Origin of the sequence: Chryseobacterium sp. MYb264 (genome assembly GCF_035974275.1) — a bacterium.
GTDB lineage: Bacteria > Bacteroidota > Bacteroidia > Flavobacteriales > Weeksellaceae > Chryseobacterium.
This window is the reverse complement of the sequence record NZ_CP142422.1, coordinates 265,791-292,544: the sequence shown is the minus strand read 5'-3', so window position 1 is coordinate 292,544 and position 26,754 is coordinate 265,791. Positions and strand designations below refer to the sequence as shown.

At 34.4% G+C, this 26,754-nt stretch carries 28 protein-coding genes, 1 tRNA gene and 1 pseudogene; 16 read left to right on the top strand and 14 right to left on the bottom strand.

The genetic code is table 11. The annotated features are described in order from the left end of the window. Positions 1-14 precede the first annotated feature (14 nt). Positions 15-395: a hypothetical protein gene (locus VUJ46_RS01260; RefSeq protein WP_326983203.1), complete on the bottom strand. Its 381-nt coding sequence runs from the start codon at positions 393-395 to the stop codon at positions 15-17. A 174-nt stretch (positions 396-569) separates the two neighbouring features. On the opposite strand from VUJ46_RS01260, the pseudogene VUJ46_RS01255 reads away from it, so the two are divergent. Continuing rightward, positions 570-914, top strand: a pseudogene (locus tag VUJ46_RS01255) (transposase); the annotation flags it as partial. A 176-nt stretch (positions 915-1,090) separates the two neighbouring features. On the opposite strand, the gene VUJ46_RS01250 reads toward VUJ46_RS01255, so the two are convergent. The 4 genes from VUJ46_RS01250 to VUJ46_RS01235 form a co-directional block, all read right to left on the bottom strand. Further along, positions 1,091-4,054 carry a TOTE conflict system archaeo-eukaryotic primase domain-containing protein gene (locus VUJ46_RS01250; protein WP_326983202.1) on the bottom strand — a complete coding sequence of 988 codons (2,964 nt, stop codon included), beginning with the start codon at positions 4,052-4,054 and terminating at the stop codon, positions 1,091-1,093. Between the two features lie 713 nt (positions 4,055-4,767). Beyond that, positions 4,768-5,244 (bottom strand): alpha/beta hydrolase family protein, encoded by a 477-nt coding sequence (locus tag VUJ46_RS01245; protein WP_326983201.1) that lies wholly within the window; start codon positions 5,242-5,244, stop codon positions 4,768-4,770. Between the two features lie 48 nt (positions 5,245-5,292). Further along, a complete protein-coding gene (locus VUJ46_RS01240; RefSeq protein ID WP_326983200.1) occupies positions 5,293-6,051 on the bottom strand; it encodes a transposase in 759 nt (252 codons plus the stop codon). Next, positions 6,048-6,509: a hypothetical protein gene (locus tag VUJ46_RS01235; RefSeq protein ID WP_326983199.1), complete on the bottom strand. Its 462-nt coding sequence runs from the start codon at positions 6,507-6,509 to the stop codon at positions 6,048-6,050. The genes VUJ46_RS01240 and VUJ46_RS01235 overlap by 4 nt, the downstream gene beginning before the upstream one ends. Before the next feature lie 94 nt (positions 6,510-6,603). Here VUJ46_RS01235 and VUJ46_RS01230 point away from each other — a divergent pair, with 94 nt between their 5' ends. The 9 genes from VUJ46_RS01230 (at position 6,604) to VUJ46_RS22945 (ending at position 11,284) form a co-directional block, all read left to right on the top strand. Next, positions 6,604-7,104, top strand: coding sequence for a hypothetical protein (locus VUJ46_RS01230; protein ID WP_326983198.1), 501 nt, complete (start codon positions 6,604-6,606; stop codon positions 7,102-7,104). 132 nt (positions 7,105-7,236) lie between these two features. After that, entirely contained in the window at positions 7,237-7,524 is a 288-nt protein-coding gene (locus VUJ46_RS01225) for a hypothetical protein (protein WP_326983197.1), read from the top strand. 459 nt (positions 7,525-7,983) lie between these two features. After that, positions 7,984-8,178 (top strand): hypothetical protein, encoded by a 195-nt coding sequence (locus VUJ46_RS01220; RefSeq protein ID WP_326983196.1) that lies wholly within the window; start codon positions 7,984-7,986, stop codon positions 8,176-8,178. A gap of 14 nt (positions 8,179-8,192) precedes the next feature. After that, the gene (locus tag VUJ46_RS01215) at positions 8,193-8,363 is read left to right on the top strand and encodes a hypothetical protein (protein ID WP_326983195.1); all 171 of its coding nucleotides are present in this window, start codon (positions 8,193-8,195) and stop codon (positions 8,361-8,363) included. 14 nt (positions 8,364-8,377) lie between these two features. Further along, positions 8,378-9,322, top strand: a complete 945-nt coding sequence (locus VUJ46_RS01210) for a hypothetical protein (protein ID WP_326983194.1) — start codon at positions 8,378-8,380, stop codon at positions 9,320-9,322. Positions 9,323-9,355: 33 nt separating this feature from the next. Continuing rightward, a complete protein-coding gene (locus VUJ46_RS01205; protein WP_326983193.1) occupies positions 9,356-10,303 on the top strand; it encodes a hypothetical protein in 948 nt (315 codons plus the stop codon). Beyond that, a complete protein-coding gene (locus tag VUJ46_RS01200) occupies positions 10,269-10,445 on the top strand; it encodes a hypothetical protein (RefSeq protein ID WP_326983192.1) in 177 nt (58 codons plus the stop codon). Before VUJ46_RS01205 ends, VUJ46_RS01200 begins: the two co-directional genes overlap by 35 nt. Before the next feature lie 268 nt (positions 10,446-10,713). Further along, positions 10,714-11,088, top strand: coding sequence for a transposase (locus VUJ46_RS22950; protein WP_442784941.1), 375 nt, complete (start codon positions 10,714-10,716; stop codon positions 11,086-11,088). Positions 11,089-11,149: 61 nt separating this feature from the next. Then, entirely contained in the window at positions 11,150-11,284 is a 135-nt protein-coding gene (locus VUJ46_RS22945; protein ID WP_442784940.1) for a hypothetical protein, read from the top strand. A gap of 232 nt (positions 11,285-11,516) precedes the next feature. On the opposite strand, the gene VUJ46_RS01190 is transcribed toward VUJ46_RS22945, so the two are convergent. The 7 genes from VUJ46_RS01190 to VUJ46_RS01160 all read right to left on the bottom strand — a co-directional run bounded on the left by VUJ46_RS01190 (position 11,517) and on the right by VUJ46_RS01160 (position 16,186). After that, complete coding sequence (locus VUJ46_RS01190) at positions 11,517-11,831, bottom strand: hypothetical protein (RefSeq protein ID WP_326985133.1); 315 nt, start codon at positions 11,829-11,831, stop codon at positions 11,517-11,519. Next, positions 11,768-12,229 (bottom strand): hypothetical protein, encoded by a 462-nt coding sequence (locus VUJ46_RS01185; protein ID WP_326983191.1) that lies wholly within the window; start codon positions 12,227-12,229, stop codon positions 11,768-11,770. Before VUJ46_RS01185 ends, VUJ46_RS01190 begins: the two co-directional genes overlap by 64 nt. Continuing rightward, complete coding sequence (locus VUJ46_RS01180; protein ID WP_326983190.1) at positions 12,186-12,533, bottom strand: hypothetical protein; 348 nt, start codon at positions 12,531-12,533, stop codon at positions 12,186-12,188. The genes VUJ46_RS01185 and VUJ46_RS01180 overlap by 44 nt, the downstream gene beginning before the upstream one ends. Then, positions 12,524-12,688: a transposase gene (locus VUJ46_RS01175; RefSeq protein WP_326983189.1), complete on the bottom strand. Its 165-nt coding sequence runs from the start codon at positions 12,686-12,688 to the stop codon at positions 12,524-12,526. Before VUJ46_RS01175 ends, VUJ46_RS01180 begins: the two co-directional genes overlap by 10 nt. 11 nt (positions 12,689-12,699) lie before the next feature. Further along, on the bottom strand, positions 12,700-12,891 hold the full coding sequence (locus VUJ46_RS01170) for a hypothetical protein (RefSeq protein ID WP_326983188.1): 192 nt from the start codon (positions 12,889-12,891) through the stop codon (positions 12,700-12,702). A gap of 1,200 nt (positions 12,892-14,091) precedes the next feature. Then, positions 14,092-14,179 (bottom strand) — tRNA-Ser (locus tag VUJ46_RS01165). A gap of 147 nt (positions 14,180-14,326) precedes the next feature. Further along, positions 14,327-16,186, bottom strand: a complete 1,860-nt coding sequence (locus VUJ46_RS01160) for a DUF4041 domain-containing protein (RefSeq protein WP_326983187.1) — start codon at positions 16,184-16,186, stop codon at positions 14,327-14,329. A 135-nt stretch (positions 16,187-16,321) separates the two neighbouring features. Here VUJ46_RS01160 and VUJ46_RS01155 point away from each other — a divergent pair, with 135 nt between their 5' ends. Beyond that, positions 16,322-16,495, top strand: a complete 174-nt coding sequence (locus VUJ46_RS01155) for a DUF4236 domain-containing protein (protein WP_326983186.1) — start codon at positions 16,322-16,324, stop codon at positions 16,493-16,495. A 67-nt stretch (positions 16,496-16,562) separates the two neighbouring features. Here VUJ46_RS01155 and VUJ46_RS01150 read toward each other — a convergent pair whose 3' ends face one another. Then, a complete protein-coding gene (locus VUJ46_RS01150; protein ID WP_326983185.1) occupies positions 16,563-18,359 on the bottom strand; it encodes a hypothetical protein in 1,797 nt (598 codons plus the stop codon). A gap of 255 nt (positions 18,360-18,614) precedes the next feature. Between VUJ46_RS01150 and VUJ46_RS01145 the strand changes: the two genes are divergently transcribed. From VUJ46_RS01145 to VUJ46_RS01130, 4 genes are all read left to right on the top strand, one after another. Continuing rightward, complete coding sequence (locus tag VUJ46_RS01145; protein WP_326983184.1) at positions 18,615-21,425, top strand: TonB-dependent receptor; 2,811 nt, start codon at positions 18,615-18,617, stop codon at positions 21,423-21,425. Between the two features lie 54 nt (positions 21,426-21,479). After that, the gene (locus tag VUJ46_RS01140; protein ID WP_326983183.1) at positions 21,480-22,505 is read left to right on the top strand and encodes a phytase; all 1,026 of its coding nucleotides are present in this window, start codon (positions 21,480-21,482) and stop codon (positions 22,503-22,505) included. A 272-nt stretch (positions 22,506-22,777) separates the two neighbouring features. Beyond that, positions 22,778-23,836 (top strand): 3-oxoacyl-ACP synthase III family protein, encoded by a 1,059-nt coding sequence (locus tag VUJ46_RS01135; RefSeq protein WP_326983182.1) that lies wholly within the window; start codon positions 22,778-22,780, stop codon positions 23,834-23,836. A 148-nt stretch (positions 23,837-23,984) separates the two neighbouring features. Beyond that, positions 23,985-24,803, top strand: a complete 819-nt coding sequence (locus VUJ46_RS01130) for a 5'-nucleotidase, lipoprotein e(P4) family (protein WP_326983181.1) — start codon at positions 23,985-23,987, stop codon at positions 24,801-24,803. Between the two features lie 205 nt (positions 24,804-25,008). Here the strand turns inward: VUJ46_RS01130 and VUJ46_RS01125 are convergent, their stop codons facing one another. After that, positions 25,009-26,001, bottom strand: coding sequence for an SDR family NAD(P)-dependent oxidoreductase (locus VUJ46_RS01125; RefSeq protein WP_326983180.1), 993 nt, complete (start codon positions 25,999-26,001; stop codon positions 25,009-25,011). 132 nt (positions 26,002-26,133) lie between these two features. On the opposite strand from VUJ46_RS01125, the gene VUJ46_RS01120 reads away from it, so the two are divergent. Beyond that, entirely contained in the window at positions 26,134-26,742 is a 609-nt protein-coding gene (locus VUJ46_RS01120; protein ID WP_326983179.1) for a TetR/AcrR family transcriptional regulator, read from the top strand. The last annotated feature ends 12 nt before the right edge of the window (positions 26,743-26,754 follow it).

The following is a 26,754-nucleotide window of genomic DNA, read 5'->3' as shown; positions in this document are numbered from 1 at the left end:
TTGACATTTTGAGGTTAAAGAATTACATTACTCACGTTTTCAAAATCTTTATTTTTGTTGCTGTCATATTTAAGAACGAACGGAATTGTACCAGATCTGAAAAGATTAGGAATTGATTTTTTTACTCTTGAAAAAAAATCTCTGCCATAAAGATTATTGATATAAATATCAAAAAATTCCATAGCTCTTACCATTGCCTCTACACCACCCTTGTTCTCAAAAGCTTCGTCCTGAATCTTAAACAGTTCAACTAAAGAAGTATTACTACGGTTATATTCTATAGCTTCAGATTTAACACTTTGCCAACGATCTTTGATCTGATCTAAATTCTCAACTCTCAGTAAATTCCCTTGTTTATCAATTGTAAATTTAATTTCGTTCAGTGCTTTTTGCATCTGACTTACCACTTTATGGTTATCTCTTATTTATATGCTATACAGATAAATATTGAAATATCTAACATATCCGAAAGCAAAGTAGGTTTGGTTCTTATGTAAATCGTCAGCAAAAAGTAGACATTAGATATTGAAAAGTTAAGGAGTGTTTTCATAAAAAGAGTAATTTTAATTATGGCAGCACCGAAAAAGAAACCGACCGAAAAATTTGTAAAAGATATTCGGCAAAACACCCGCAGAATATTTACCGCAGAGCAAAAGATTTTAATCGTGATGGAAGGTCTTCGAGCGGAGACCTCCGTAGCCGAACTTTGCAGGAACCATAATATTGCACAGTCGCAGTTTTATTCCTGGAACAAGGAGTTTATGGAAGCAGGAAAGAAGCGCTTAAATGGAGATGTCGCTCGCGAGGCTACGAGTGATGAAGTATCAGACCTGAAGAAGGAAAACGCACGTTTGAAAGAGATCGTAGCTGACCTGGTGGTTCGCTATGACATTGTAAAAAAAAGTTTAGACAGGCTGGATGAGTAAATACTACTCACCTAGAAAAAATATGATAATTTTTATGCAAACTTGGATGTTGACTGTGCCATCTTCTTAACAAGTTTCTCGAAATTTAACTGACTTAAATTCAATAACTATATTAGCATGCAATCATTATCTGACAAAAGATGTAGTTAGTAGTTTCTATATGCTTAAACTAATCGTTCTTCTAATTGCCCCTTCCACACTATAAAACCTTTATTATCATTAGAATAATCGTGCATAACTCTTGAAAAGTTCTGCGGATTGGTTTCTAAATAGGCTTGCCGTCCTTTGTCTCGGATAATATTGAGTTCTTTGTCTATTTGCTTTACAGTCTCCATTAGTACTGATTTATTTTTGTCTGTATGCCAAATGTAGGTGGCTTCTTCTGTATCTAAGGTTTCTAAAACAATGTGATAACTTTGCTCTCCGGCAATTAAAAACACAAAGGAAAACGGCTGTAAAACAAACCTTAGTTTCATAACATGTCGTTCATGCTTATCTGCCAAATACTGAATATGGTTGGAATGTTTATACTGTTTTCCATTTAATAAATTTTCCAAAATACTCTGCGCATCGGTATAAATATTTTGATTTTTTGGTAGTTCATCGGTTGTAAGAATGTTTTGTTTCAATGTCGGAATCTGACTGATAAAATTTTTATTGAGAAATTGAAATTTTACACTTCCTATTATTTCTTTATTGATGTTTTCCAGATCAGAGGATGTAGCTAATTGTGATAAAATAACACCATTTTCTATTTCAGCATAAATATCAATTTTAACATATTTTGATCTCAAAACCTTGATAAAATAAGGTTTCAAAACTTCAAACTCCGGTCTAAATTCCTCATTTTCTATTTCAAAATCTAATTGTTGATCGTTTTCTTTGTTTATGTATTTAAAACCAACATTCCCATATCTGAAATCTAAATCTTCTATAGCTATTTTAATTTGTTTCTCTATGACCAAACTTTGTCTTTCAGGAGTACCCTCTGTTGGTTCATCAAACAAACTTGCCTGTCTTGCTATTTGACGGTAATAGGTATTTCGTTTTAAAAACAGTTTGTTCAGGTAATCAATTTTGCTGTCCCGATAATCATAGATCGTTGGGCTGATTTCAGACCGTTGTACGCGACCAATGTATTGAATCAACTTGCCTTTGAATGAAAACGGATATACCAGAAACAAAGAACTGATATTTGATAAATCCGAACCTTCTCCAAAATACTGTCCGGTGGTTATAAATATCTGAAAGTTATCTTGTTGTAAAATTTGCCATTTTAATTTTCTATTACTTTCAGAATCATCGCCACTCAGTGTAATCACTTCATAAGATTGCTTCAGGAAAAGGTAAAGTGTATCAATATGTTCTTTCCTTTCCGTGATAATTGCAATTCGCTTTCCTTTGGAAAGCTCTGTTTTTATGTTATCCAGAATAAACTTGTTTCTTTCCGAATCGTGAATTAAAATTTTTGAAAGGGTTTCAAAATTATCTGTTTTTGAATTGAACGGAATATCCAGTTTAGTGTTTCTGACAATAATTTGAGCGTGTTTAAAATTTTCAATTTCGTTGCTTGTAATTTCTGAGATTACTTCTCCGAGAAAAGCAAAAATCAATTTATGATCATTGTATTTCCTGAATGGTGTCGCTGTTAGTCCATATAGGTAAAATGTTTCCAACTTTTCAATCGTATCACGGAAAGTTTTGGCAGGAATGTGATGACATTCGTCAACGAGAATGGTTCCGAATTGATTCTGGATCTGCTCAATTTGCTTTGGTAAACTCTGAATGGTAGCAATTGTAATCTGTTTTCCAATTTTTGCTTTTCCTTGCCCAATAATACCAATTTCATGTTTAGGAATTCCTATAAATGCTTGCACTCTTTCCTGCCATTGTTCTAGTAATTGTTTGCGATGAACAACGATTAAAGCTGGTTGTTTCTTATCTGCAATAATTTTTAAGCCCATTATTGTTTTACCAGAACCGGGTGGAGCAACGATTACTCCAAAATCCTTTTTTGAAATACCATCAATGACCTTATCCTGATGTTCTTTTAATGTTGTATTAAATGAAAATCCAACTTTTTCTTTTTGTTTTCGATGGTCTTGAAAATCAAAATCCAAGTTTTGTTCTTTACAAAATCGAAGCAATTTTCCAATAAAACCTCGTGGAATAATAATTTCGTTTTCTGTCTCTTCAATCAGTTTAAAATAGCGCTCTGTTCCAAAAGTAGTTTTACCCGATTTTTTCTTGATAAAGAATTCTGAATTAGCAAGATTCAATTCTTCTTTCAGAAAATTGATAAGTGAAGTCGCCAATCCATCTCTTTGAATACGGATATTTTGTTGAAGTGTAATGGTAAGCCTGCCGTTTTTGCTTTTAGGAATTTGTAGATTTTGTATTGGAGAAACTTCCTGATAGAAATCCTCCAATATGTCAACCGGAATCCTTTCTATTTCATTCAAAAACTGCCATTGATCGGGATAAGGTTCAAATGTTTCAGGATTGATAAAACAACTATTTCCATTTTCCATTGCAGGTTTAAAAAATGGCAGGGCTATCAAATTACCCAAACCTTTTCCCGAAAGAAAATCCTGATTAGGAAATAATCTATCGAAACTTGAACCTTTGTCAAACATTGAAAAAGCTCCCGACTCTTCCAAAATAGAAATAAAAATCTTGCGGCTTCGGATAGCCGGATAAGGTTTGTCAAAAAATATCCAGATGTGTCCTCCATTTCCGGAACGGGAACGCTCCAAATATGCAGGGATATTCTTCTCTTTGCAGGATTTTAAGAAATTTACAGCTTCCTTTTGCCAATTTTGTTTGTCAAAATCTGCAACTAAAAACCACGAAGTATTATCCATTAATAAAGGATAAATTCCAATTTGTTGGATACCGTTTAAATGTTTTTGAATTTCGTTATCGGTAAGTGGTAAATAGGTTTTGTGTGGATAATTTGCAAAAGTTCCACCATTCATTTTATGTACCCGATAATGATACGGGTCATACTGATAGGGAGGCATATAGCCGGACTTTCCAGATTTCTCCCAACGAATTGCAAACACGTCTTCCCTGCCTTGGAATAAGGAACGAAACATATCAATTTGCTTGTTAAGATTATCTTTCATTAAAAACTTGAAAATTACACTTAGATACTAATTTCTACTCGATTTTGGGTTATAATTGTTTTCACTTCCTTTATAATAATAGATTGATAAACATTATTTACAATTGAAATTTTAAACTTCCTACTTTCTAAAATTAGGAAAAGAAAGTCAGTTAACATCATTTTACAAATCAGAAAATTGAATATTTAGTTTAATGTAACAATAATCTTAATACTTTAGAAAACACAATCGTGTCGACTTTTTCGTTTTTGACATTTCATTCGACGATATTTAGTTGTATTTTGTGGACTGTAACACTTCCAATGAATTGATTTGGTTTCGAGGACACTCGACTTTTTTCTTTTCCTTTACAATTGTAAAACAGAATTGATCTTTACTATTGATGAGTTTAGAGTAATTTTGATTGAATTGATTCGTATAACTGAGGTTCCGACTTTTTCTTTGCCTTTGACCGAGAACAGGAGCAGGCACGTAAAACCGAATCCTCCAAAATTGGAGGATTCGGCTTGAAATCTTTTTGTCCGCAGGATTCAGGAGTGTCTGAAAAAATTATTGGAGCCTAGCGGAAAGATTTTTTTGAGATACCCAAAAAGATTTTTTCATGTGAATGATACTTTCCTAAATTGGCAATAGTAAAAAGTAAGGCCTTGGTTATAAAAAATTGATCTTTTATGCTTAAATTACTTGTTTTTTTGTGAAAAACTAATGTTATTTTACCATCTCCTTCTCAATCCACGGTACATTTTTTCATCCTTCAAAAAATACCCCCACCATTCCAAAGTTTTCAGGTTTAAATCTTTACTTTCCCTGCTTCCTATTCCCAAATCATGCCCTTTTTCCTTATACAATAAAGCAATCGCAGGTTTTCGGTTTCTTAGAAGCCCTGTGTAAAAAGCCATTGTCTGATCCGGAGTCACATTTTCATCTTTTAAACCTGCCCATAAGAGCATCGGGGCATTTACTTTTTCCACCTCATGAATCGGATTATTCTTAAAATACTTTTCCTTATTCTCTGAAAAAGGAACATTCATTTCGTGTTGCCCATTTTCAAATCTTGAAAAGTCGAAAAGATTAAAATGAGTATTATAAGAAAAGTAAAACTTTACAATATTATTTACAGAAGCTCCTGATAGATATGCCGCAAAACGGTTTGATTTTGTTGCAATAAAATTGGTTTCATAACCGCCCATAGAATGCCCTGTAAGCCTAGTCGTGGTCGGAAGAAATTCCGACCATTTTTATGTTTTAAATACTTTAGCAGGATCACCACCTGCGAAGACGATTAAAATCGCGGTAATCATATCTCGAAGTTCCATTGTGATGCGCCTTTTTGCGGTTTTATAACCTAAACTGTTTGCTTTTTTATAGATTAATAACAACATAGAAGCAATCATTGTCATATAAACCATTACTTCAATTCCGTTTTTATTGAGTGAAATAAGATGAATTAAATTAAGCTCCTGTTTCATAAACCTGAAAAACACTTCAATATCCCATCTTTTACGGTAGTAGTCCGATATTTCTCTTGCAGAGAGCTCAAACTCATTGGTTAGAAACCAAAATTCTTTGTTTGTTTTTTCATTTTTGATGACCAGCAAGCGAAAACAGGTCTCTACTTTTTCTTCCCGATGATGGATGTTTCCACGCTTGTTTTGAATAGGTTTTCCGGTATAAAGTTTTACTTTACTGTCTTTGATGACTTTCCAGTCATTCCATTTTAGAATATTTTCTGTTTCAAGAAAAGATTCAATCTCTTCAAATTTTCTGTTTTCTTTGGAGCGAATAATAAATTTCATGCACTTCTCTTCAAACTCTTTCATTGTTCTGGTGGATTGCAATCCCCTGTCTATGGTATAAATATTATGGTGATGTTCTTCTTTTTTTATCTGTTTCAAAACAGCTTCGGCAAGTGCATTGTCTTCTGCCGAATATTTTTGTCCCGTAAAAACCTCTACTGCCGAAGGTAAAATTCCATCAAACGAAAAACTGAATTTCACCAGCTTTTTCCTACTTTCTGATCGATTCCTTCTTTGAGCTTATTACAGGTATCTGCAACAATAGTGCTGTCTACTCTGATTAAGTTGTATTTTTCGATTTCGGTCTTAGAATAAAGTTCCGAAAATCTTGTGTACATATGCTCATAGATCTCTTTGAAATAATTAGAATCGATTCTGGAAAGTCTCTCTGAGATTGAGCTTCTTCGAATTTTCTCTGCTTCCCCCAAAACAAAAAGTGCTTTGAACCCGCTGCTGTTAAATGTATCTTCCAAAGTTCTCTGACTTAGTTTTTCGTTATCAAAGATGCAGAACAAGAGAAGATAGAACATTTTTTTGCCGTGCAAAACCTTACTGTAATGATCCACTTTAGTAGTAGCCGAAAGATGGTGATAAAACAAAAAAGTCGGAAGATTTTTCTTCCGACCATGACTAGCTTTATGCAGGTCTTTTTGTAGCAATTATATTGGCTTAGTATTTATATGCATTTCCTATTATTTCAAACTACGCTATTCAGTAGAAAGAGAGAAAAAACTACAATCCGATAAAAATGATGTGCTTGAAAAAAGTGTACTCCAGATTAAAATAGAAAAAGAGGAACAAGCTAGGTTAAAAGCCGAACAGGAATTGCTGGAACTTAAAAAAAATCAGTTAGAAAAGGAGGCTTTGGCAAACTCAGTAATTATAGAACATAAGAATAAAATGCTGCAAAAAATCAGTCATGAAATTGATCAAGGTGAGAGTACAAGTTTTGACTTAAAAAAACTGATAAAAGAGGAAATGCTTTCTAACGCAGATTTTGAACACACAAGAAAACAGTTGCAGGATATTCATCCTGATTTTTTCAACAAACTTAATAAGAAGAAAATACAAAATCTCAATCCTTTAGATTTGAAATACTGTACTTTTATTTACTTTAAGATGTCTACTAATCAGATTGCACAAACTCTTTCGGTGGAACCTCATAGTGCTAGAATTTTTAAATACAGGCTTAAGCAAAAGTTTGGTTTGGGAAAAGATATTAGGCTGGAAGATTTTCTGGATAGTCCAGGATAATTTACTCTGTGTAATCACATTGATTTGACTATTTGTAATATTTTCGTTTTCTGAAATTTGTATAATTTACCATAAATAGAAAAGTAAGAATATAAAAATTATTATCTTTAAAGAACACAAAACAAAATATTTATGGGAGAATTTAATGAAAATGACCTGGTCAACAATGATTATCAAAGGACAGTTACTAAAGGAGTCAATTCTAAGTTTACCGATGTCCGGAATAGGCAAAAGGTCAATAAAAAAGAAACGTACGAAGTTATTTATTTCTGTAATGCCTTCGTAAAAGCTTACCATGTACCAAAAACAAAAGAGAGCTTTCAGAAAGTTGAAAAAATAATTCGTCTGCCACAGGCAAGCCACATTGTCATGAGAGATCAGCTCAACAGTTTTGTAGCACAAAATTGGAATAAGATCTAACTATATCTAAAAGAAAAGAATTATTTATTATATAATAAAAGAGAGCAACATAAAGTGTAGTGGGGGGGGGGGGGGGGGGGGGGGGGGGGGGGGGGGGGGGGCGGCACAGGGAAATAAATAATAATCTTCCGACCACGACTAACAGGAACACCACTTTCTATATATTTAAAAGAAATTGAAAAGATTATGGTTTAATACTTTAAAAATAACGTAAATAGCTTTTTTACAATACTTTATATACCATAAATTCATGAATTTATATGCGTAAATTCATGAATTTAGGAATCAATCACTTGCATAGTCATTCGATCTTGCTGCATCTTTGCTTCAGGTAAAAACACAAATATTTTATTTTTGTATGTGTACAGTACAAAAGTATGAATATAAAATGCTGATCAGCAAAGCCCATGTCAGGGATTGTATGACAAAAATATTTTATTAAATTCATAATTCAAAAAAATGACAAACAAATTAGAAAAGTTCATGGGACATGAGCTAACTAAAAATCAGTATGCTCAGGTTCTTGGTTCAAGATCAAAAAGTGTTCAAATGCTTGATATGGGAGGACCAAATTGCGCAGAAGTAACTACAATTGATAGAAATAACGGAACTGTTGTTGTAAAAGTTAGATACGTAGAAAGTAACGGTAATTAAAAAAATATTTAATAATGGAAAAATTAAAACAAAATCAACTTAATTCATTAGCAATGTCCAAAGTGATGGGTGCTAGAACTAAAGACGTGGTACAAGGTAGCGCTAATGATGGTACTTGTATTACTATTACTTATATTGACAATAACGATGGTTCTCTTCGTAAGATAAAAGTACAGGAGTGCTAAAAAATGCTGTTGCAATGAAAAAAATAATATTATTTTTCTGTACCCTTAATATAGGGTTCTTGTATGCTCAAAAAAATAATTTTGAAGATTTTACTTGCTCTCCTTATTATGGGAATTTCAACAGCGCTAAACTAAAATATAATCAAGGGTCAACAGACTTTGTAGTTTTGGATTCTTTGATCCAAAAAGCTCTGTCATCAAACAGCAAGCCATTGTCTGTTGACCTCTTTTTTTCATTAAAAGTTTATGCAAAAAACTGTAAGGAAGATCGTTTTGTATCTGTTTCTAAAATGTTAATATCCAATGGAGTTAGTATTAATACAATACTTAATGAAGCTCCCTCTTGTATAGACAAAAGTATTATAAAAGAAAATCTTAAGAATACTACATCTTCAGCTAAAAATAATGAAATCGCAAAATTACTTAATGAAATACATGAAGATGATAAGAAATCTCAGTCTGTACTTGTAGGAAATAAAAAAAGAGAAGAGAGAAATAATAAAAATTATACTAAACTTATTGGGATTATTAATCAGATAAGAAAATGGCCGGGAATTTCTGTAAGTGGTCAAGACTTGAACATATATCATGTTGATATATCTTACGACTTTACACAGGCTCTGTTACATTTTAAGCCTAATCAAATTGAAACTTTATTACCTTACTTGAAAGAAGCAATAAAAAACCAAGATCTAAGCCCATATCATTTTGCAAGAATATTTGATTATTATTATATTAAAAAAACCGGATATGAGTCACTAGAAGCAATTAAAAAGAATCCGAAAGAATTACTTGGAAATACAAAACAACAATTGCCGGGTATTATTTCTAAACAGTTTTATGGCATTTATAAAAGTGATGACCGTAAAACAATTTATCCTCCAGTCATTGATCCTGATAAACTAAATGAAAGACGAGAAAAAATATGTATGATCGGTGAAGATTTAGAGCTGGACTAACAGCTATCGTCCACAAATTTAAACACAAATGAAATGGTTCTTATTTTTAATCCTGAAAATAATTTTACTAATTATAAACTTTTCGACTTATTAATAGCTAAAAGTATTGATTTTGAAGTAATCGATCCAACAAAAATTTATTCGATTTCAGTTGAGCAAAATAATGATACTTCTACTGTTTTGGTAATAAACCAAAAACATATCATACTAGAATCAATTAGCTGTATATTCTCGTCATCCTCAAATCTGAATTTATGTATTGAATTTATTGAATCTGATTTTGAAGAATTCGACAAAGAGATTTTATTATTTTTAAATTCAGAGTGGCGTAAATTAAATGAGTTTATAGCTTTTATATTACAAAAAACACCCAATCTTTCAATACCATACGATAATGAAAACAAGCTAAAGACAAATGAAATAGCAAAAAGTCTTGGTTTTGAAATACCAAACTCCATAATTACAACCGGTAAAAAAGATATTAAAAGATATTTTTCCGAAAGATCTCAAAATATATTTGTTGCTAAGCGCATAAACGATTTTTTATCAGGAGAAACTCGAAAGGGGGAATATTTTCAACATGAAACTGTTATCATGAGCTGTACAGATCTTGATAAATTTCAAGAAACGTTACTGCCTTCAACATCTCAAGAATTTGTAAGTTATATCATTGAAGTTCGTAGTGTATACATTGATGAGCATATTTTCTCTGTAGCTAAACACAAGAAGAGCTACGATGTTGATATGCCGTTTGCGCTGGATGCCTCTATTAAAACAAAAATAATTGAACTCATGAAGAAGCTGGATCTGAGATTTGGATCAATAGATCTATTAATTGATGATTTAGGTAATTATTATTTTTTAGAAGTTAATCCGCATGGCCAATACGACATTATAGAGGTTTTAGGAGACTTTGATGTTTACAACAAAATATTTGAATTTATTTATGAAAGAGAAAAATCTATTGTTTGCAACAGTTAGAAAGTATAACACTATAAAGAATAAAGAAAAATCAGAAAAAACACCTATCAAACCGGAAAAAATTTCTGTTAAAAAATACGGCGGTCAATCGATTGTTCCACTGAACTATTATAAAAATATCTCTCAAATAATTGATCTGTAATGAAGTATTTCCTGAGAGCTGACATAATACCCTGTAAAGGGTATAAAAGAACAGCTTTAATTGATATTGTTAATTCTGAAGTTTCTTTTTTAGACAATAATCACTATGATACTTTGCATAAATTGTATAATGTCGGACTTGAAACAATAGATGAAAATTTATTATCACTATTAGAATCTGATAATTATGAAGTCATTTAAACTTTTAATATAAAAAAAAACGGCTTGTTTATTTTTGTGTTGCGAAACATAAAAAACAAATCAAGCCGATGATGTACCAAGTACTAGACAAAGATATAATAGAAAATGAAATAGTACCTAATCTTCCTAAGCCAAAACGAGGATTTTTTCCCAAAGCCCCTCTTGCTGAAATAGTAAATTGCATATTATACAAACTGAAAACAGGGGTTCAATGGGCTTATTTACCTGTAAAAAGTCTTTTTGCAGAGAATGTTTTGACCTATCAAAGTGTTTTCTATCATTTTCGTAAATGGTGTGTAAAAAATATTTGGCAAGATTGCTGGATAAAGCTATTATCAAAAAATAAATCGAAATTAGATTTATCCCAGTGCAGATTTAGACGGGAGTCATACATCAGCATTACGGGGAGGAGAAGAGGTCGCTTATCAAGGGGTGGTTTGTAAAAAGAGAAAAGACCACTACTTCGCTTTATTTTGCAGATAGACAGGGGGGGGGGGTTTAGCAATGTCAGACCCTATTGCAGGAAATCATAATGATCTGTATCATATTGAAATCTATTTTGATCAGATCACTCAAACATTAGAAAAGGCAGATATTGTTGTAAAGGGATTATTTATGAATGCTGATGCAGGGTTTTGATGCTCAAAACTTCAGAAAGTATTGTGAAAATAAAGATATCATAGCAAATATTGCTTTCAATAAGCGTAATGGCTCAGATACAGACGAGATTTATTTTGATGAGCTTTTATACCCATCAAAGATATACTATAGGAAAGAACAAATGCTTGGTTAGACAGCTTTTAGATCATTGCTCAATAGGTTTGATACTACTGTGGTCTAGTTGGAAATCTTTTTTGGGGGGGGTCGCTCCTTAAAAAGCTGTTTTTTGACTTTGAAAATTATATTTGCCTAAAAAGATTCGGAGAACAAGTTCGAGCCAAAGAAGAATTTGTTGTTTGATTTGATTCAATCTCATCTTCAAATTGTATCCAATCCCTGCTAATAATGCATTATTAATATCTCCAGCCACTCCTTTCAGGAAGTTTAATCCTAAGGAGTGGTTTCTTTTTAAATGAGAGATACAAGGTTCTATGGCTGCTCTTGCCCGGAATCTTAATCTGGCTACTTGTTGCCCATATTTTGTTTTTCTTTTTTTGCGGGAAGCAAAATTGCTGTTCCTTCCCACTTCTTTGATTCCTTTAAATCCTCTGTCTGTAGTGGCTTTCGTAGGTCTTGTTCCGCCAACGGATTTTCTTTTGGGGTGGGGGGGGTCTCACTCTGTGCCAATGATTCTTCAAGAGTTTTACTATCGTGAGGATTGCCAGAAAATCTCTTTACCGAGCTGATGATCCCTGTTTTCCGACCTCTTTTACTGCTGCTACTTTTGTCCCAAACTCGTATGCTTTTCCCGATTTTCCTTTCGCAATACACGCAACTTGTGGCTCGTGAAGACTGTAAATTTTTATCTTTCGTGGTACGTTCTTGGGTGAGTGCTTTAAGGTAAATTTTAAAAACGTCTTCGTAGCCTTTCAAAACATCTTTAGGAAGTTTTTTTTCCAATTCCCGAAGAAACTCTTTTACCAATCGTCCTGAGCTTTTTCCTCGCCATTTTTGCCTTCTTCTGTCTTCTGGGATGATGTCCAAAAAAAAAAGCGTCCCGCAATAATTGTTTGCTCACTCTTCTGTAGCTTTGTCTTTGTACAACGCTCTCTTTTTCTGCTATTTTTCTACAATTGTCGATTACTTTTTTTGCTAATTTGGCATCGGTAGGAAAGGTAATGTTCTTCTCCTGAACCGTCGTATCTACCTGAACTTCATCTTCTGTTTTGGCTTTGGGATGGAGAGAAACGCTTTGTCCCAAAAGAAAATTCCAAACCCTTATCTCCAATTCTTTTTTCTGAAGTGTACAAAATTGCTCGGATCGAAAGGCTGCTCTGTCTGGAAAAAGGTTTCTCCGGTAAAATATTGCCAATACGCATTCTCAATCCATCTCTCTATTACACTTTCATCACTTTCTTTAAACATTTCCTTGAGCAAAAGCATTCCTGCTATTTTTACGGATAGTGTGGTGGGGGGGGGTAGAAGGTCTTCCGTTTTCTGAAAATAATTTTCTCAAACTCTGACTCCATTTTATCCCAGGAAATCTCCCCAGCTAATTTTACCACCGGATGCTCCATATTAATAAGCTCCGTAAGCCTGGTCTTGAATAAATTCTGCTGTAAATCCTCTCTTATTTTGCCTAACATTTTGCCACTTTTTATATTAAAAATACAATTTATTGCAATTTTTTACAACGATTTTTTACGAAATATAAGTGCATAAAACTGATAATCAAAATATTACTTGGTTTTTAAGGAATGACTAATTATCTAGCATTTATGGTCATTGCACTAAGAAAGTTTTATAACACAAAAAAGTTTTAAATGACTTCAACGAGTTAAAGTTCCTTTTGCAAACTCTTTTCCTACCAATTTTGGATCAGTTTCAAAACTTGGGGAGAAATTGTTTTAGTGGGGGGTGGGGGGGGGGGAAGATGTATTTTTTGTCACGAATGCACGAATATTTTTATTCCCCACAGGGGATCCTGCTCTATTTGTTGGTTTTTTTGCAAAGCCGCAAAGATATTTTTTAATACTTTATGTTTTTTAAGACGCAAGGATTTTATCAAAGATAAAATTGAGGGCTGCATATTATCGCCACGGATACTCGAATATTTTTATTTCCTACAGAGATCGTGCAGATTTTCAAAGATGCTGCTCTATTTGTTGGTTTTTTTTCGCAAAGCCGCAAAGATATTTTTTTGGGGGGTGTTTTTATGTTTTTATGTTTTTAAGTCGCAAGGATTTTATCAAAGATAAAATTTGAGGGCAGTATATTATCGCCACGGATACTCGAATATTTTTTTTTCCCCACAGATGGTGCAGATTTTAACAGATGCTGCTCTATTTGTTGGTTTTTTTCGCAAAGCAGCAAAGATATTTTTTAATGCTTTATGTTTTTAAGTCGCAAGAATTTTATCAAAGATAAAATTGAGGGCTGCATATTATCGCCACGGATACTCGAATATTTTTATTTTTCTACAGATCGCATAGATTTTCCACAGATGGTATCGTTGATTTTTGTTTTTGTTTTAACCTTTGCGGTCTTTTATAGGTAGAAAGGTTTGGTGAGACTTAAAACGGGAGTTGTCAAAAACTTGGCGGGGCTTCGTGTTCAATATGTAAAGTGTAAGGAAAAGAATCTGCATCATCTGCAAAATCTGCGAGAGCAAAAAATCTCACCTTATAGTATCTAAACTCTTTTGCCTTGTCCCCAAATTTTGCGCCTGATCCATTTTAGATCCCTTTTAATATGGCCTTTTTTGATTTTCTTTGATACTTGTACAAAACAAAAAACGCTGTAAACATTGATATTTACAGCGTTTTAGCTTATTTTGGTTTCCCAACTGGCGGAGAGTGAGGGATTCGAACCCCCGGACCTGTTACAGTCAACAGTTTTCAAGACTGCCGCAATCGACCACTCTGCCAACTCTCCTTTGAAACTCCGATTATATCGTTGTTTTCAGTGGTGCAAATATAGAAACATTTTTAATACCAGCAAAATATTTTCCCGATAAACATTAGGAAAACTTGTTATAATTCTAAAATTCAGCAGAATAAAATTAATATATTTTTCTGTGAATTATATTTCCACCTCCTCTATTTCGGCTTCTTCATAAATTACAGGATTAATTTCTTCCTGATAATGTTCCCAATCGGCTTCCAACTGGCGGTTATTTTTCATCTCATCTTCCAGTTTTTTTGTTTCGCGGAACTGTTTTGCCTCTGCAGCTAATGTCCATTTACAAGCCACACCAATAGATTCAACATAATTTTTAATATCATTGATGCTTAATCTGAAGAATTCCTTTCTTGGGTTAATTTTATTCAACTGACTTTTAAGAAACTTTCGGTGCAGCTGTTTTTCAAGTGCCGGAGCATCTTCCGAATAGATCATCGCGTGAACATCAAACTCAAACGGTACACTCGCATCACCCAATTCGCGAACACGATCCATCGGTTCCAGCCTTCTCGTCATCCCGATTTTATAAACATCTTCGCCAAAAGAGCCAATATTCGAAATAATATACACATTTCCTGTCCGGGTTTGCTGCGCCATAGAAATCGCCCTTTGGTTTTTCTCTTCCGCCACTTCTAATTTCTGCTGCAATTCATCAAGTTTTTGTTGGAAAAGCAATTTTTGTTCTTCATTTGCCCTCGCCACTTGAGATTCTGCTTTTTCAATCAGTTTTTTAAGTGTTAATTCTTCTTTTTCCGCTTCTTTCATTGCCTTTTCATAATCACGTCGAGCCCTCTCCTCTTCTCGCATTTGCTCACGAATCTGTCGCTGCTCTTCTTGTTCCTGAGATTTTAATTCCTGAATAACCGAAGCCCATTTCAGTTCTTCAAGCCTTGCATGATGGTATATCTCCGAAATTCTTGCTTTTCTAAATGCGAGTCCGTTAAAATTCACCAATTCAAAAGCATCATTTATTTTCTGTTTTAAAATTCCGAAATTATCCTTTTTCACCGATGCCATAATTGAATCTACCTTTCCGTTGTAAGCATCAATCACAAAATCGATAGCAGTATTTCTTCTTTCTTCATCCATATATTCGCAGATTCCGGCTTGTCGGGAAATGATCATCTGCTTATTATTCTCACGCAGTTTTTTCAATGTTTCACCCGCTTCTTTATGACTGTAATCACGAGCTAAATCGTCCAATAAAGTATATGTAGGAACCAAATATTCGTTTCCATACCCTTTGATCACATTTTTCATAGCCTGAATCCTGTTTTCAATCTGGTCAGCTTCTCTCAAACTTCGATACGCATCGCCACCAATAGATTCGGCTTTTAACTCCGCAGTTTCAACAATGCGTTTCGCTTCGTTTACTGCATTTTCAAACAATAAGGCGATTTCGCGATTCTTCTTTTCGTTGTATTCTTTGGTTGCTTTTCGGGATTCTTTCGCTTCATTTTGGGCATCCACAAGATCCTGCCGTGTTCTTTCGATTAATTTTCGACTGTCTTTTTCTGCTTTCTGTAAAAGATAGTCACACTCCACTTTTACATCAATGATATCCTGATATTTCTTTAAAGCGTCATTATTAGCTTGAACTTTTAAAATCTTAATATCTAAATCCCTTCTTTCAATTTTAAGATTTGTCACTTCCGTTTTTAAACTTTGATTTTTTTCATGAAGTAAATCTTTATCAGCTTCTAAAGTATCGTTAGTCGTTTGAATCTGTCTAATTTTAGCATCTAAATTTCTTCTTTCAACCTGAAGATTCGCTACTTCGGTTTTTAAACTTTTATTTTTATCATTCAATGATCTTGTATCAGATTCAAATCTAAAAATTTCGGTTCTGAGTTGCCCGATTTCAACATTTAAACTGGTGATCTGAGCATCTTTTTGAAGCAATTCTTTCTTTAATTTATTTGATTTGGCAACAAAAAAGAAAACAACGCCAATCAAAATAACAATGAGTAATATTTCCATGGTATAATCTAAATAGTTTTAAACTTTAAATTGATGAGCAATATTAGTTAAAAATCATTTCTATTCTTTACGTGAAACCGTAATGAGTTACAATCCAACTCTAATAATTTTGTCATTATAAAACAAAAAAATATCATGGGCTGGAGCTACAGAAAAAGAATCAAAATAATCCCCGGAGTTCACTTAAATATCAGTAAAAAAGGAGTTTCTACAACTATTGGCAAACGTGGTGCAAGTGTGAATTTCAGTTCTTCCGGAACGAGAGTAAACGGAGGATCTGTTTTTAAGATTCTGAAAAAATTATTTTAGTTTAAATTTAATTTGAAAAATCCTTGTCAAGGTTTTGAACATTGACAAGGATTATAACATTTATCATTTAAATTTTAGGAATCTCAACTTCCAAAATCTCCAGTTTATACTCAGAAAGCTGATTCATTAAATAAATATCCTTCCTGAAAAAACCAGATTCTTTAAACAAATTTTCATAATATTCTACGCCCAGCAAAAGGTTTTGCTTAAAAGTATTCCATTTTTTTATTTGGGCATTGGTTATATTTTCGGTGAAACCATTGAGTTCCTTCTTCAAATGTTCAACATACATTTTAAGCTCATTAATGAACATATTCGGGCGGTTTTTATCACCTAAAATATCATCATTTCCGTAAATATGCTGTACCATTTTTGAAAGCGAAACTTCCTGATCAAAAAAAGCAAGATTGGGTCCCGGACAAATCACTACGCCCTGTTTTTCACCTTTTATTTCAAGATTACTTTCAAGATAGGCAGAATTAACCAAGCCAACACAAAGACAGGCTTTTTCAGCTATATTTTCTTTTCTGTTTTGATATTCAATATCATTCAGCTGCTGCTTTTCCGCTTCCAATTCGGCAAATTTAATATCCTGAAACTTTTTAGAAGCGGTGCAAATTCCTTCCAAAGAATATTCTTTACTCAGCGCCAACAATTTTTTCGGGCAAGAACTTCCGTATCGATTTTTCTTTTCTTTTTCCTGTCTAATTCTTTCATTCGATGTGCCTTTTACGGTATTAAAAGGAACTCCCAGCGGCGAAAGGTTGCTCAGATAAAAATCTTTTTCTTTAGATTGTAAAAGCAAATTTCGCGTTTCAGAATCCACCGAAGTCGCTTCCGGAACAAGTAAAAACGGGGATCCCCAACCGATACTATCAACATCATACTGCTGTAAAAGAAAATCATGTTCTTCTGAAGTGCCGACTCCGCCCTGAACGGTAATCTTCATTTCCAAAGGTTCGGGAACTACAAACTTTCCTTTTTGCTCCAAAGCTTTTATCATCAATTGATGTGCAGAGTCGATCAGTTGCCGTTTTTTTTGCTTAAACTCTTCCATAATCGGTCCTAAAAGCAGCCCCTCTGTAGCAAAAGCATGTCCGCCACAATTTAAGCCAGATTCAATTCTGTATTCGGAAACCCAAAGTCCTTTTTTTGCTAAAAAATTCCCCTGAATCATCGCTGAACGAAAATCACTAACTTTAAGAATAATTTTCTTCTTTAACTGACCGCTTTCATTCGGAAAAAAATCATTAAATTCTTCGATATAGCTGTATAATCTTGGATTCATTCCTGCCGAAAGCACCATCGAAGAAGATAATTTACTTTTTGCAAAACCGCGTAAAGAAGCATGGGCATCATTATAAATCACAGGCAATTGCTGCTTATCTTTAAAATTATCCTTATCCACCTTCGTCATGATATTAACATCAATACTTCCGGGAGAAAGATGGGTTTCAATGAAATTTTTAATGGTAGAAGCCAGTTCGTTCCTGTTCAGAAAATTCTGCAAACCGTCTTTCAGCTCTGAAGTATTTGGAAGCATTTCCATAAAGCTTTTCAGAGCCGTTTTGTTTTTAGAAATCTCATCTTTGAATGCCTCAAATTTTTCATTCACGATATCATCTACCATATCAAGATAATCTGTAATTCTCCTGGCGCGGTAGTCGTCTATCTTTGTTGAAACACTTAAGTAATTCAGATTAAGCTTCTTACTGTAAAAATTTTTCATTTTTTCTATAATCTCATCATCAATTATAGAAATTACGGAAGATATTCCGTATTGCGCCACACGAATAGGACTATCTATCGTATACGCCAATCCCATTACGGGAATATGGAAATTGTGCAAAGGTTTTTTGATCATTTTTATATTAATTAAATCAATTATTTACCTCTAAATTCCCATCAACTAATTCACTGTCGCAAAAGTATTGGATTTAAATCAATTATGCATTAAATAATAAAAATATTTCTATAAATCAGGTGAAAAATCATCCGCCAGATCTTTCAAAACCATTAATTCTATTAACAATTCGTTAAAACAACCTTAATCTTATATTCAAAGGATTTTCTAAACTACCGTTTAATTTTGCCAGAATTTAAATCTAAAGAAAGAAAAGTGAAGAAAATTTTAACTTCTGTTTTATTGTGTGCTTCTATTTATTTTTATGCACAGAGTGGTACAGTTTCGGGAAATATTAATGATGATTCTAAAATCGCATTACCCGGAGCCAAAATTGCCCTGACACCGGGGAATATTTACACCACATCAGACGAACACGGAAATTTTATTTTCCTGAACGTTCCTGCCGGAACTTATACCATGAAAGTGGATTATTTAGGCTACGGAGCGCATGAATACAACGTAACTGTAGAATCTGATAAAAATACAAAACAGAATATTGTTTTTGCTAAAAAAGAGACCACCATTCAGGAAGTTGTGGTAAGCGGCGGAACGCTGAAAAACCAGGCAAGAGCTTTAAACAAACAGAAAAACAACGCTAACATTACGAATGTAATTTCTTCTGACCAAGTCGGTCGTTTTCCGGATGCCAATATTGGTGATGCTTTGAAGCGTGTTCCCGGAATTACCATCCAGAACGACCAGGGGGAAGCTAGAAATTTAATTATCAGAGGTTTGGCGCCTAATTTAAATTCTGTAACGCTGAACGGAGACAGAATTCCGTCTGCAGAAGGCGACAACAGAAATGTTCAGATGGATTTGATTCCTTCTGATATGATTTCTACCATTGAAGTGAATAAAACCTTAACTCCCGATATGGATGCTGATGCGATCGGAGGTTCTGTAAACCTTATTACAAGGGCTTCTCCGAACGGACAGAGAATTTCTGCAACTTTAGCCGGAGGGTATAACCCGATTCGTGAAAAAGGAAATTATACTGCCGGATTGGTGTATGGAGACCGTTTTTTAAATAAAAAATTGGGTGCAGTTTTCAGTTTTTCTTATAACAATAACAATTTCGGATCTGATAATATTGAACCAACATGGAGCCTTGCGAATGATGCCGCACAAACGGCTTATGTGAGCAAAATGGGAATCCGTTATTATGATGTTCAGCGTATCAGACACAGTTTTGACCTTAATCTTGATTATGAATTCAATTCTAAAAACAAGATCTATGCTTCGGCGATGTATAATTTCAGAACCGACAGAGAAAACCGTTATGCTTTAGGCTATAAAATTAAACCTGTTTACAACGATGACGAAACGGAAATTACAGGTTGGAAAGGAAGCATGACGAGACAAAATAAAGGCGGAGATTTCAATAATGACAATGCCCGTCTTGAAAGACAGAAAGTTCAGAATTACGCGTTACGCGGAGAGCACGTTTTAGGTTCAAAAATAGATTTGGACTGGTCGATGAACTACGCCATGGCAAGCGAGAAAAAACCGCATCAGCGTTATATTGAATTTGAAAGCGACGGTTTGAAATTTAACACTGATTTCAGCGATTCTTACAGACCGATGATCTCAACAATTGGAGCGGAAAATCTCGGAAATTATTCGTTAAGTGATCTTTCTGATGCAAACGATTTCACCCAGGAAAAAGAATTTGGAGCTAAAGTGAATTTGCGTTTTCCTTTTTCCGTGATTCAGGATCAGAAAGGGAGAATTCGTGTGGGAGGAAGACTTCGTTTAAAGAACAAAGAAAGGGTAAATGATTATTATGCTTTTGAGCCAATCAATGATATGGGAAGCTTACTTTCTGTACCGACCGTTAATTTAAACGGAAACAATTTTCAGGCAGGAAATTATGTTCCGGGAACTTTTGTAAACCCTTCTTATATGGGAGGTTTGGATTTATTTAATCCTGGTTTATTCAATGGCGAATCAAAACCTGAAGAATTCCTTTCCAGCAATTACAGCGCAAAGGAAAATATCTACGCAGGATACATCCGATGGGATCAGGATTTTAATGATCAATTATCCATGATTGTGGGAGCACGTATTGAAACCACAAAAATTGATTATACCGGAAATTATGTGATGGACGAAGAAGATTTGGTAGGAAAAATCTCCAATACAAATACCTATACCAATGTACTTCCTAACCTGTCTTTCAAATATGTTCCAATGCAGGATTTAGTGCTTCGCGCTGCTTTTACAACGGCTTTGGCAAGACCTAACTACTACTCATTGGTTCCTTATTTAAATGTTATTTCAGGGGATGAAACCATTGCAGCCGGAAACCCGAACCTGAAAGCGACCTACGCTTATAACTTTGATTTTATGGCGGAGAAATATTTCAAATCAGTCGGCATTCTTTCGGGAGGTCTTTTCTATAAAAATTTGAACAATTTCATCTATACTTATACGAAAAGAAACTATTCTGCAAACGATTTTGCGAATGATTTTGCAGGGCAGTCCAACCCTATTCCTGCCGGGCAGAACAACTGGAGATTTACCCAGCAGAGAAATGGAGACAATGTTGATATTTATGGATTTGAAGTCGCATTACAAAGACAGTTAGACTTTATTCCCGGAGCATTTTGGAAAGGTTTGGGAGTATATGTAAATTATACCTACACAAAATCTAAAGCCAAAGGAATTACCAACGAAGATGGTGATGAAAGAACAGACGTTGGACTTCCGGGTGCTGCTCCCCACATGTTCAACGGGTCGCTTTCATGGGAAAACAAACGTTTTTCAGCAAGAGTTTCTATGAACTATGCGTCTCATTATATCGATGAATTGGGCGGAAATGCTTTTGAGGACCGTTATTATGACAAACAGATTTTCCTTGACGCCAATGCCTCTTATAAAATCACAAGTAAGCTACGGATATTTGCCGAAGCCAATAATTTAACCAATCAGCCGTTAAGATATTACCAGGGAGTCCAAAGCAGAACCGCACAGGCAGAATATTACAGACCAAGATTTACAATGGGGGTAAAATTTGATTTTTAATAAAATCAAATTTAAATCAGTGTAAAATATCAGGTCTTAATTAGAAAAATTTAAATGAAAAGAGTCAATTATATTATCGCGCTATCCGTATTACCGTTTGTCTTAAGCTGTACCGGACAAAGCCAGTTAGGAAAAAAATTAAAACCAAGTGTAATCACTGAAACAGTGGTTCATGATACGGATGATCCCGCGATCTGGATCAATCCTCAGGATGCATCAAAAAGCATCATCATTGGCACAGACAAAGATACCGACGGTGGTTTGTACGCTTTTGATCTGGACGGAAAGATCATCAATAAAGTAGTCGGATTAAAACGTCCGAACAATGTGGATCTTGAATACGGATTTACTTTAAATGGAAACAGAATCGATGTTGCTGCCGTTACCGAACGGGAAACCAATAAAGTGAAATTATATTCTCTTCCTGATTTAAAAGAAGTGGGAGAATTCTCTGTTTTTGACGGAGAAACTGAACGCGGACCGATGGGAATTTCAATCTACAAAAATCCTCAGACTGAAGAAATTTTTGTGATTGCCGGAAGAAAATCGGGACCAAGTGACGGCTATCTTTGGCAATATAAATTAGTTGAAAAAGGCGGAAAGATTACAGGTGAAGTTGTAAGAAAATTCGGAAAATACAGCGGCTTAAAGGAAATTGAAAGTATTGCTGTTGATGATGAAATGGGTTATATCTATTATTCCGATGAGCAGTTTGGCGTTCACCAATATTACGCTGATCCGGCAAAAGGAAATGAAGAATTAGCCGTTTTTGGAAAAGGAGATTTTAAATCTGATGTAGAAGGAATTTCCATCTACCCTACTTCATCGAATACGGGTTATATTCTGGTTTCCAATCAGCAGAAAGATACTTTTAATGTCTATTTAAGAGAAAATCCGTCGAAAGGGATTATTGCCGAGATACCTGTCTCCACAAAAGAAAGTGATGGTTCAGAGGTAACCCATGTGAATTTAGGTCCAAAATATCCGAAAGGCATCTTCGTAGCGATGAGCAACGGGCGAGTTTTTCATATCTATGACTGGAGAAATGTAGAAGAAAAAATTAAAGCCAATATGAAGTAGTTTAAAAATAATATTCGTACTAACAAATTTCAAAAACCATTGCCATCGCACTGATTGGTAGTGGTTTTTTATTTTGAAACAATCTAAATTGACACATTTTCATTAAATTTCATTTTTCATTAAATCACACTCAAAAGGAGAACGGTTATTATGCTAAACTCTATTAAATTATATTAACTTTTACTAATAAATTCAAATTCTACTATTTAATCATTATATTTACGCACTTATTCAGGCCTCTAACATTTAAAATACTGAATATCAAAGTATAAATGACAAGCAAGATTATCGGAGTGGGAAACTATATCCCTTCAGAAACGATTACTAATTTATTTTTCGATAACCACCTATTTTTAAGTCAGGATGGTAGCGCTCTAAAGGAGAACAATGCAACCATAACCTCAAAACTCAAAAAAATCACAGGAATTGAAGAAAGGCGGTATGCGAGTGCCGATCAGGTAACTTCTGACTTGGGATTAATAGCCGCTCAAAAGGCCATCGAAGATTCAGGAATAGATCCGGAAACGCTTGATTATATTATATTTGCTCATAATTTTGGTGATGTAAAATTCGGAACTGTGCAATCGGATGCCGTGCCTTGTCTTGCGGCGCGAGTGAAACATTTACTTCAGATAAAAAATAATTTCTGTGTTGCCTATGATGTTCTGTTCGGTTGTCCGGGCTGGATTGAAGGTGTGATTCAAGCCAATGCTTTTATCAGATCAGGTATTGCTAAAAAATGTTTGGTAATCGGTGCGGAAACACTTTCCCGAGTAGTTGATATTCACGACAGAGACAGTATGATCTATGCCGATGGCGCAGGAGCTGTGGTTTTAGAAACAAGTAGCGATGAATCGGGGCTAAAATCTCATCTTTCGGCTTCCTTTACTTTCAAAGAAAAAGATTATTTATACTTTGGAAAATCATATAATAATGATGCTTGCCAGGATACCAAATACATTAAAATGGATGGCAGAAAGATCTATGAATTTGCCTTGGTAAAGGTTCCGGATGCGATGAAACAATGTCTTGATAAAAGCGGATATTCTATCGATCAGCTGAACAAAATTATTATTCATCAGGCTAATGAAAAGATGGATGAAGCAATTGTTGAAAGATTTTACCAACTTTACGACAAGCAAGTTCCGGAAAATGTAATGCCGATGGTTATTGAAAAGCTAGGAAACAGCAGTGTAGCAACTATTCCTTCTTTATTATCGATGATTCTGAAGGATGAATTAGACCTTCATCAAATAGAAAAAGGAGATATTGTACTTTTTGCTTCAGTGGGGGCGGGAATGAATATTAATGCTATTGTTTATAAATTTTAATTAAATAAGTCAAATTTAGATTAGCTTAAAATCAACATTATAATTCTCCGAAAATCAGTTGATAAAGATTTGAAATCATCAGAAATCAGGAAAAAAGTTGTGACAAAAATCAAATTGTCATAGCTTTGTTTCTCTCTAATTTATTTCAATGAAAAATTTCAGTCTGATTATCGGAAGCTGTGCGCTGGCTTTAATGACATCTTGTAAAACAGCATCACCAGAAACTTCAGCTCAACATACGCCTTACGAAAATCTTAATCGTGACGGGAAAATATATGCCGCTTTTTATCAGCAGAGGGCTGCCGAATATGAAGCCCTTTGTCTGCAGGCTTATAATATTGCAAAATTGCGTCTGGATGAGGCTTTAGCACAAAAATCGGATAAACCTTTAGCCATTGTTTCAGATATTGATGAGACTTTTCTTGATAATTCCTATTATGCTGTTGAAAGAGCAAAAATGGGTAAAAGTTATGACCAAAAAACTTGGGAAGAATGGACTGCGAAAGGTGCAGCCACTCCGTTGACCGGTTCTCAGGAGTTTTACCAATATGCGGCCAGCAAAGGTGTTCAGGTATATTATGTAACCAACCGTACAGAAAATGAACGTACCGGAACTTTAAAGAATCTGAAAAAATACAATTTCCCACTTCAGAATGAAAACAATCTAATTGTACGTTCTAAAGAAAGCAGTAAAGAAAGCAGACGAAATGATATTGCTAAAAATTATAATATCGTTTTACTTTTAGGCGATAACCTTGCAGATTTCTCGAATATTTTTGATAAGAAAACAGAAGCAGAAAGATCATCGGCTGTAAAAAATTCAGCTAATGATTTCGGAAAAAAATTCATCATTATTCCAAATGTAGGATATGGTGACTGGGAATCTTCTTTTTATAATTACAAATACGATTATACCGATCAGCAAAAGGACTCAATGATGTATGATGCTGTGAAATCTAATCCTTAATCCTTAAAAGTAAAAAGGCAAAAGTAATAAGAGCCAAGTAGCTGGAGGGAATATTGCAAAATATTTTTATTTGACAGAAAGATGATAGACGGATAGATTATAGACAAAATATGTATGGTCTATTATCTATCCGTCTATCATCTATCCGTCTATTGTCTATCCGTCTATTATCTATCCGTCTATTGTCTAAAAGTCTTACATATTCCTATTTCTTCGAAGTCTTCACTTTCAAAAACATATACGCCAAACCTAACCCAAGTCCTGCTAACATGGCAATCTTTGTATTTTTAGAAGGAACGGGCAAAATGGTCTCTCCATAAATTCGGTGAGGTTCTGAAGAAGGCTCCAACACATTTCCTGAATCCGGTGGTGCATTTTTCACTTTCATCATCAGTCGCATTCCCGCGGATGCTGTATTGATAATCGGTTTTGGAAATAATCCGTATATATTTTTAAGCATCAGTGACGTAAAATCCGGAAACAGATCTTTTCTTGGATTTTTCGCCAGTTCCACAATTTTCGCAGCGGTATCTCTTGGATCTGCTGCAAATGGAGGAATTTTAAAATCTAATCCAGAAAATTTCGCTGAGTGCATATTTCCTGTGGAACGTTGAATCTGTGGATACAAATTACAGATATGAATATTTTTAAAATCTGAAATTTCACCATGAAGACACTCCATCATCCCGCGGATTCCAAATTTTGTAGCCGAATAAACTGCACTGTAGGGAGCAGGCATAAATCCGCCAATAGAAACATTATTGATCAGAATTCCGTCTTCTTGCTTTTTGAAAATCGGCAATACGCTATAGGCTCCGTGCATATACCCAAAAAGATTGGTTTTGATCACCTGCTCATTGATGTCCATGGGTATTTCTTCAAATCTCCCGCTCGACATTACGCCTGCATTATTCACCCAGATGTCTATTCTTCCGTTAAATTGCAAAGCTTTATTCGCCAGATTCTGAACATCGGAAGCAATAGAAACATCAGTCGGAATTCCTTTCGCGCCCACTCCTAAGCCTCTGCATAAGGCAACGGTCTCGTCAAGTGCTTCCTGCCCTCTTGCGGCAATAATAATATTACAACCTTCCAATGCAAAGGCTTCAGCAGTAGCACGTCCTACTCCACTGGTTCCTCCTGTTATCACGACGGTTTTTCCTATAAGACTTTCTCTAAAAGCTTCTTTTGATTTCATATTATACTAATTTTGGTGATTGTGTATGTAAAATCAACCTATTATCATGCCATAAAATTTTAACTAAAAACAATTTGACATTATTTGTATTTTTGTCAAATATTTTATAATTTTGCATTCAAATTATAATAAATGTCATCCGGCACAGAACAAGATCAGCTTTCAACACAAATTCTGAAAACAGCTTCAGCGCTGTATCTGAAGTTTGGAATGAAAAAAGTGACCATGGATGATATTTCCAAAGCCATCGGCAAAAGCAGAACTTCCATTTATTACTATTTCAAAAACCGCGAAGAAGTTTTTCAGGCTGTTTTGGATAATTTAGTGAAAGAAGTGATTTCTGAAATTGATTTTAATATGAATAAAAAGCAGACTTTTGAAGAGAAAGTTCAGGCTTTTTGTATGACTAAAATTAAAACCTCTGAGGAAAGAACCTCATTTTTCATCGCAATTGAAGCAGGAATGAATGCGGAAGAAAAATCGCGACACACGGAAGTTATCAGAGAAGTTCATCAACGACTGATGACGGCGGAAGGAAATCTTTTGTTCAAAGCATTTTCAGAAAGTATCAATACTCAAAATATTCCGGAGGTTTCAATGAAAGAACAGGAAACTATTATTTTTATTTTATTGAGCAGCATCCGCGGAATAAGGCGTGAAATGGGTTTGAAAAATAATTTTGAAAATCTGCAGGATACCGTAAATACTTTAACTTCAATGGTTATTAAACATATTAGTTAAAAAAATTTAATT

Bases quoted from the DNA above. Each gene is read 5' to 3' on its own strand.
- VUJ46_RS01260 (WP_326983203.1), bottom strand. From the start codon at position 395: ATGCAAAAAGCACTGAACGAAATTAAATTTACAATTGATAAACAAGGG.
- VUJ46_RS01250 (WP_326983202.1), bottom strand. From the start codon at position 4,054: ATGAAAGATAATCTTAACAAGCAAATTGATATGTTTCGTTCCTTATTC.
- VUJ46_RS01245 (WP_326983201.1), bottom strand. From the start codon at position 5,244: ATGGGCGGTTATGAAACCAATTTTATTGCAACAAAATCAAACCGTTTT.
- VUJ46_RS01225 (WP_326983197.1), top strand. From the start codon at position 7,237: ATGGGAGAATTTAATGAAAATGACCTGGTCAACAATGATTATCAAAGG.
- VUJ46_RS01220 (WP_326983196.1), top strand. From the start codon at position 7,984: ATGACAAACAAATTAGAAAAGTTCATGGGACATGAGCTAACTAAAAAT.
- VUJ46_RS01215 (WP_326983195.1), top strand. From the start codon at position 8,193: ATGGAAAAATTAAAACAAAATCAACTTAATTCATTAGCAATGTCCAAA.
- VUJ46_RS01210 (WP_326983194.1), top strand. From the start codon at position 8,378: ATGAAAAAAATAATATTATTTTTCTGTACCCTTAATATAGGGTTCTTG.
- VUJ46_RS01205 (WP_326983193.1), top strand. From the start codon at position 9,356: ATGGTTCTTATTTTTAATCCTGAAAATAATTTTACTAATTATAAACTT.
- VUJ46_RS01200 (WP_326983192.1), top strand. From the start codon at position 10,269: ATGAAAGAGAAAAATCTATTGTTTGCAACAGTTAGAAAGTATAACACT.
- VUJ46_RS22950 (WP_442784941.1), top strand. From the start codon at position 10,714: ATGATGTACCAAGTACTAGACAAAGATATAATAGAAAATGAAATAGTA.
- VUJ46_RS22945 (WP_442784940.1), top strand. From the start codon at position 11,150: ATGTCAGACCCTATTGCAGGAAATCATAATGATCTGTATCATATTGAA.
- VUJ46_RS01175 (WP_326983189.1), bottom strand. From the start codon at position 12,688: ATGCTTTTGCTCAAGGAAATGTTTAAAGAAAGTGATGAAAGTGTAATA.
- VUJ46_RS01170 (WP_326983188.1), bottom strand. From the start codon at position 12,891: ATGTTAGGCAAAATAAGAGAGGATTTACAGCAGAATTTATTCAAGACC.
- VUJ46_RS01160 (WP_326983187.1), bottom strand. From the start codon at position 16,186: ATGGAAATATTACTCATTGTTATTTTGATTGGCGTTGTTTTCTTTTTT.
- VUJ46_RS01155 (WP_326983186.1), top strand. From the start codon at position 16,322: ATGGGCTGGAGCTACAGAAAAAGAATCAAAATAATCCCCGGAGTTCAC.
- VUJ46_RS01150 (WP_326983185.1), bottom strand. From the start codon at position 18,359: ATGATCAAAAAACCTTTGCACAATTTCCATATTCCCGTAATGGGATTG.
- VUJ46_RS01140 (WP_326983183.1), top strand. From the start codon at position 21,480: ATGAAAAGAGTCAATTATATTATCGCGCTATCCGTATTACCGTTTGTC.
- VUJ46_RS01135 (WP_326983182.1), top strand. From the start codon at position 22,778: ATGACAAGCAAGATTATCGGAGTGGGAAACTATATCCCTTCAGAAACG.
- VUJ46_RS01130 (WP_326983181.1), top strand. From the start codon at position 23,985: ATGAAAAATTTCAGTCTGATTATCGGAAGCTGTGCGCTGGCTTTAATG.
- VUJ46_RS01125 (WP_326983180.1), bottom strand. From the start codon at position 26,001: ATGAAATCAAAAGAAGCTTTTAGAGAAAGTCTTATAGGAAAAACCGTC.
- VUJ46_RS01120 (WP_326983179.1), top strand. From the start codon at position 26,134: ATGTCATCCGGCACAGAACAAGATCAGCTTTCAACACAAATTCTGAAA.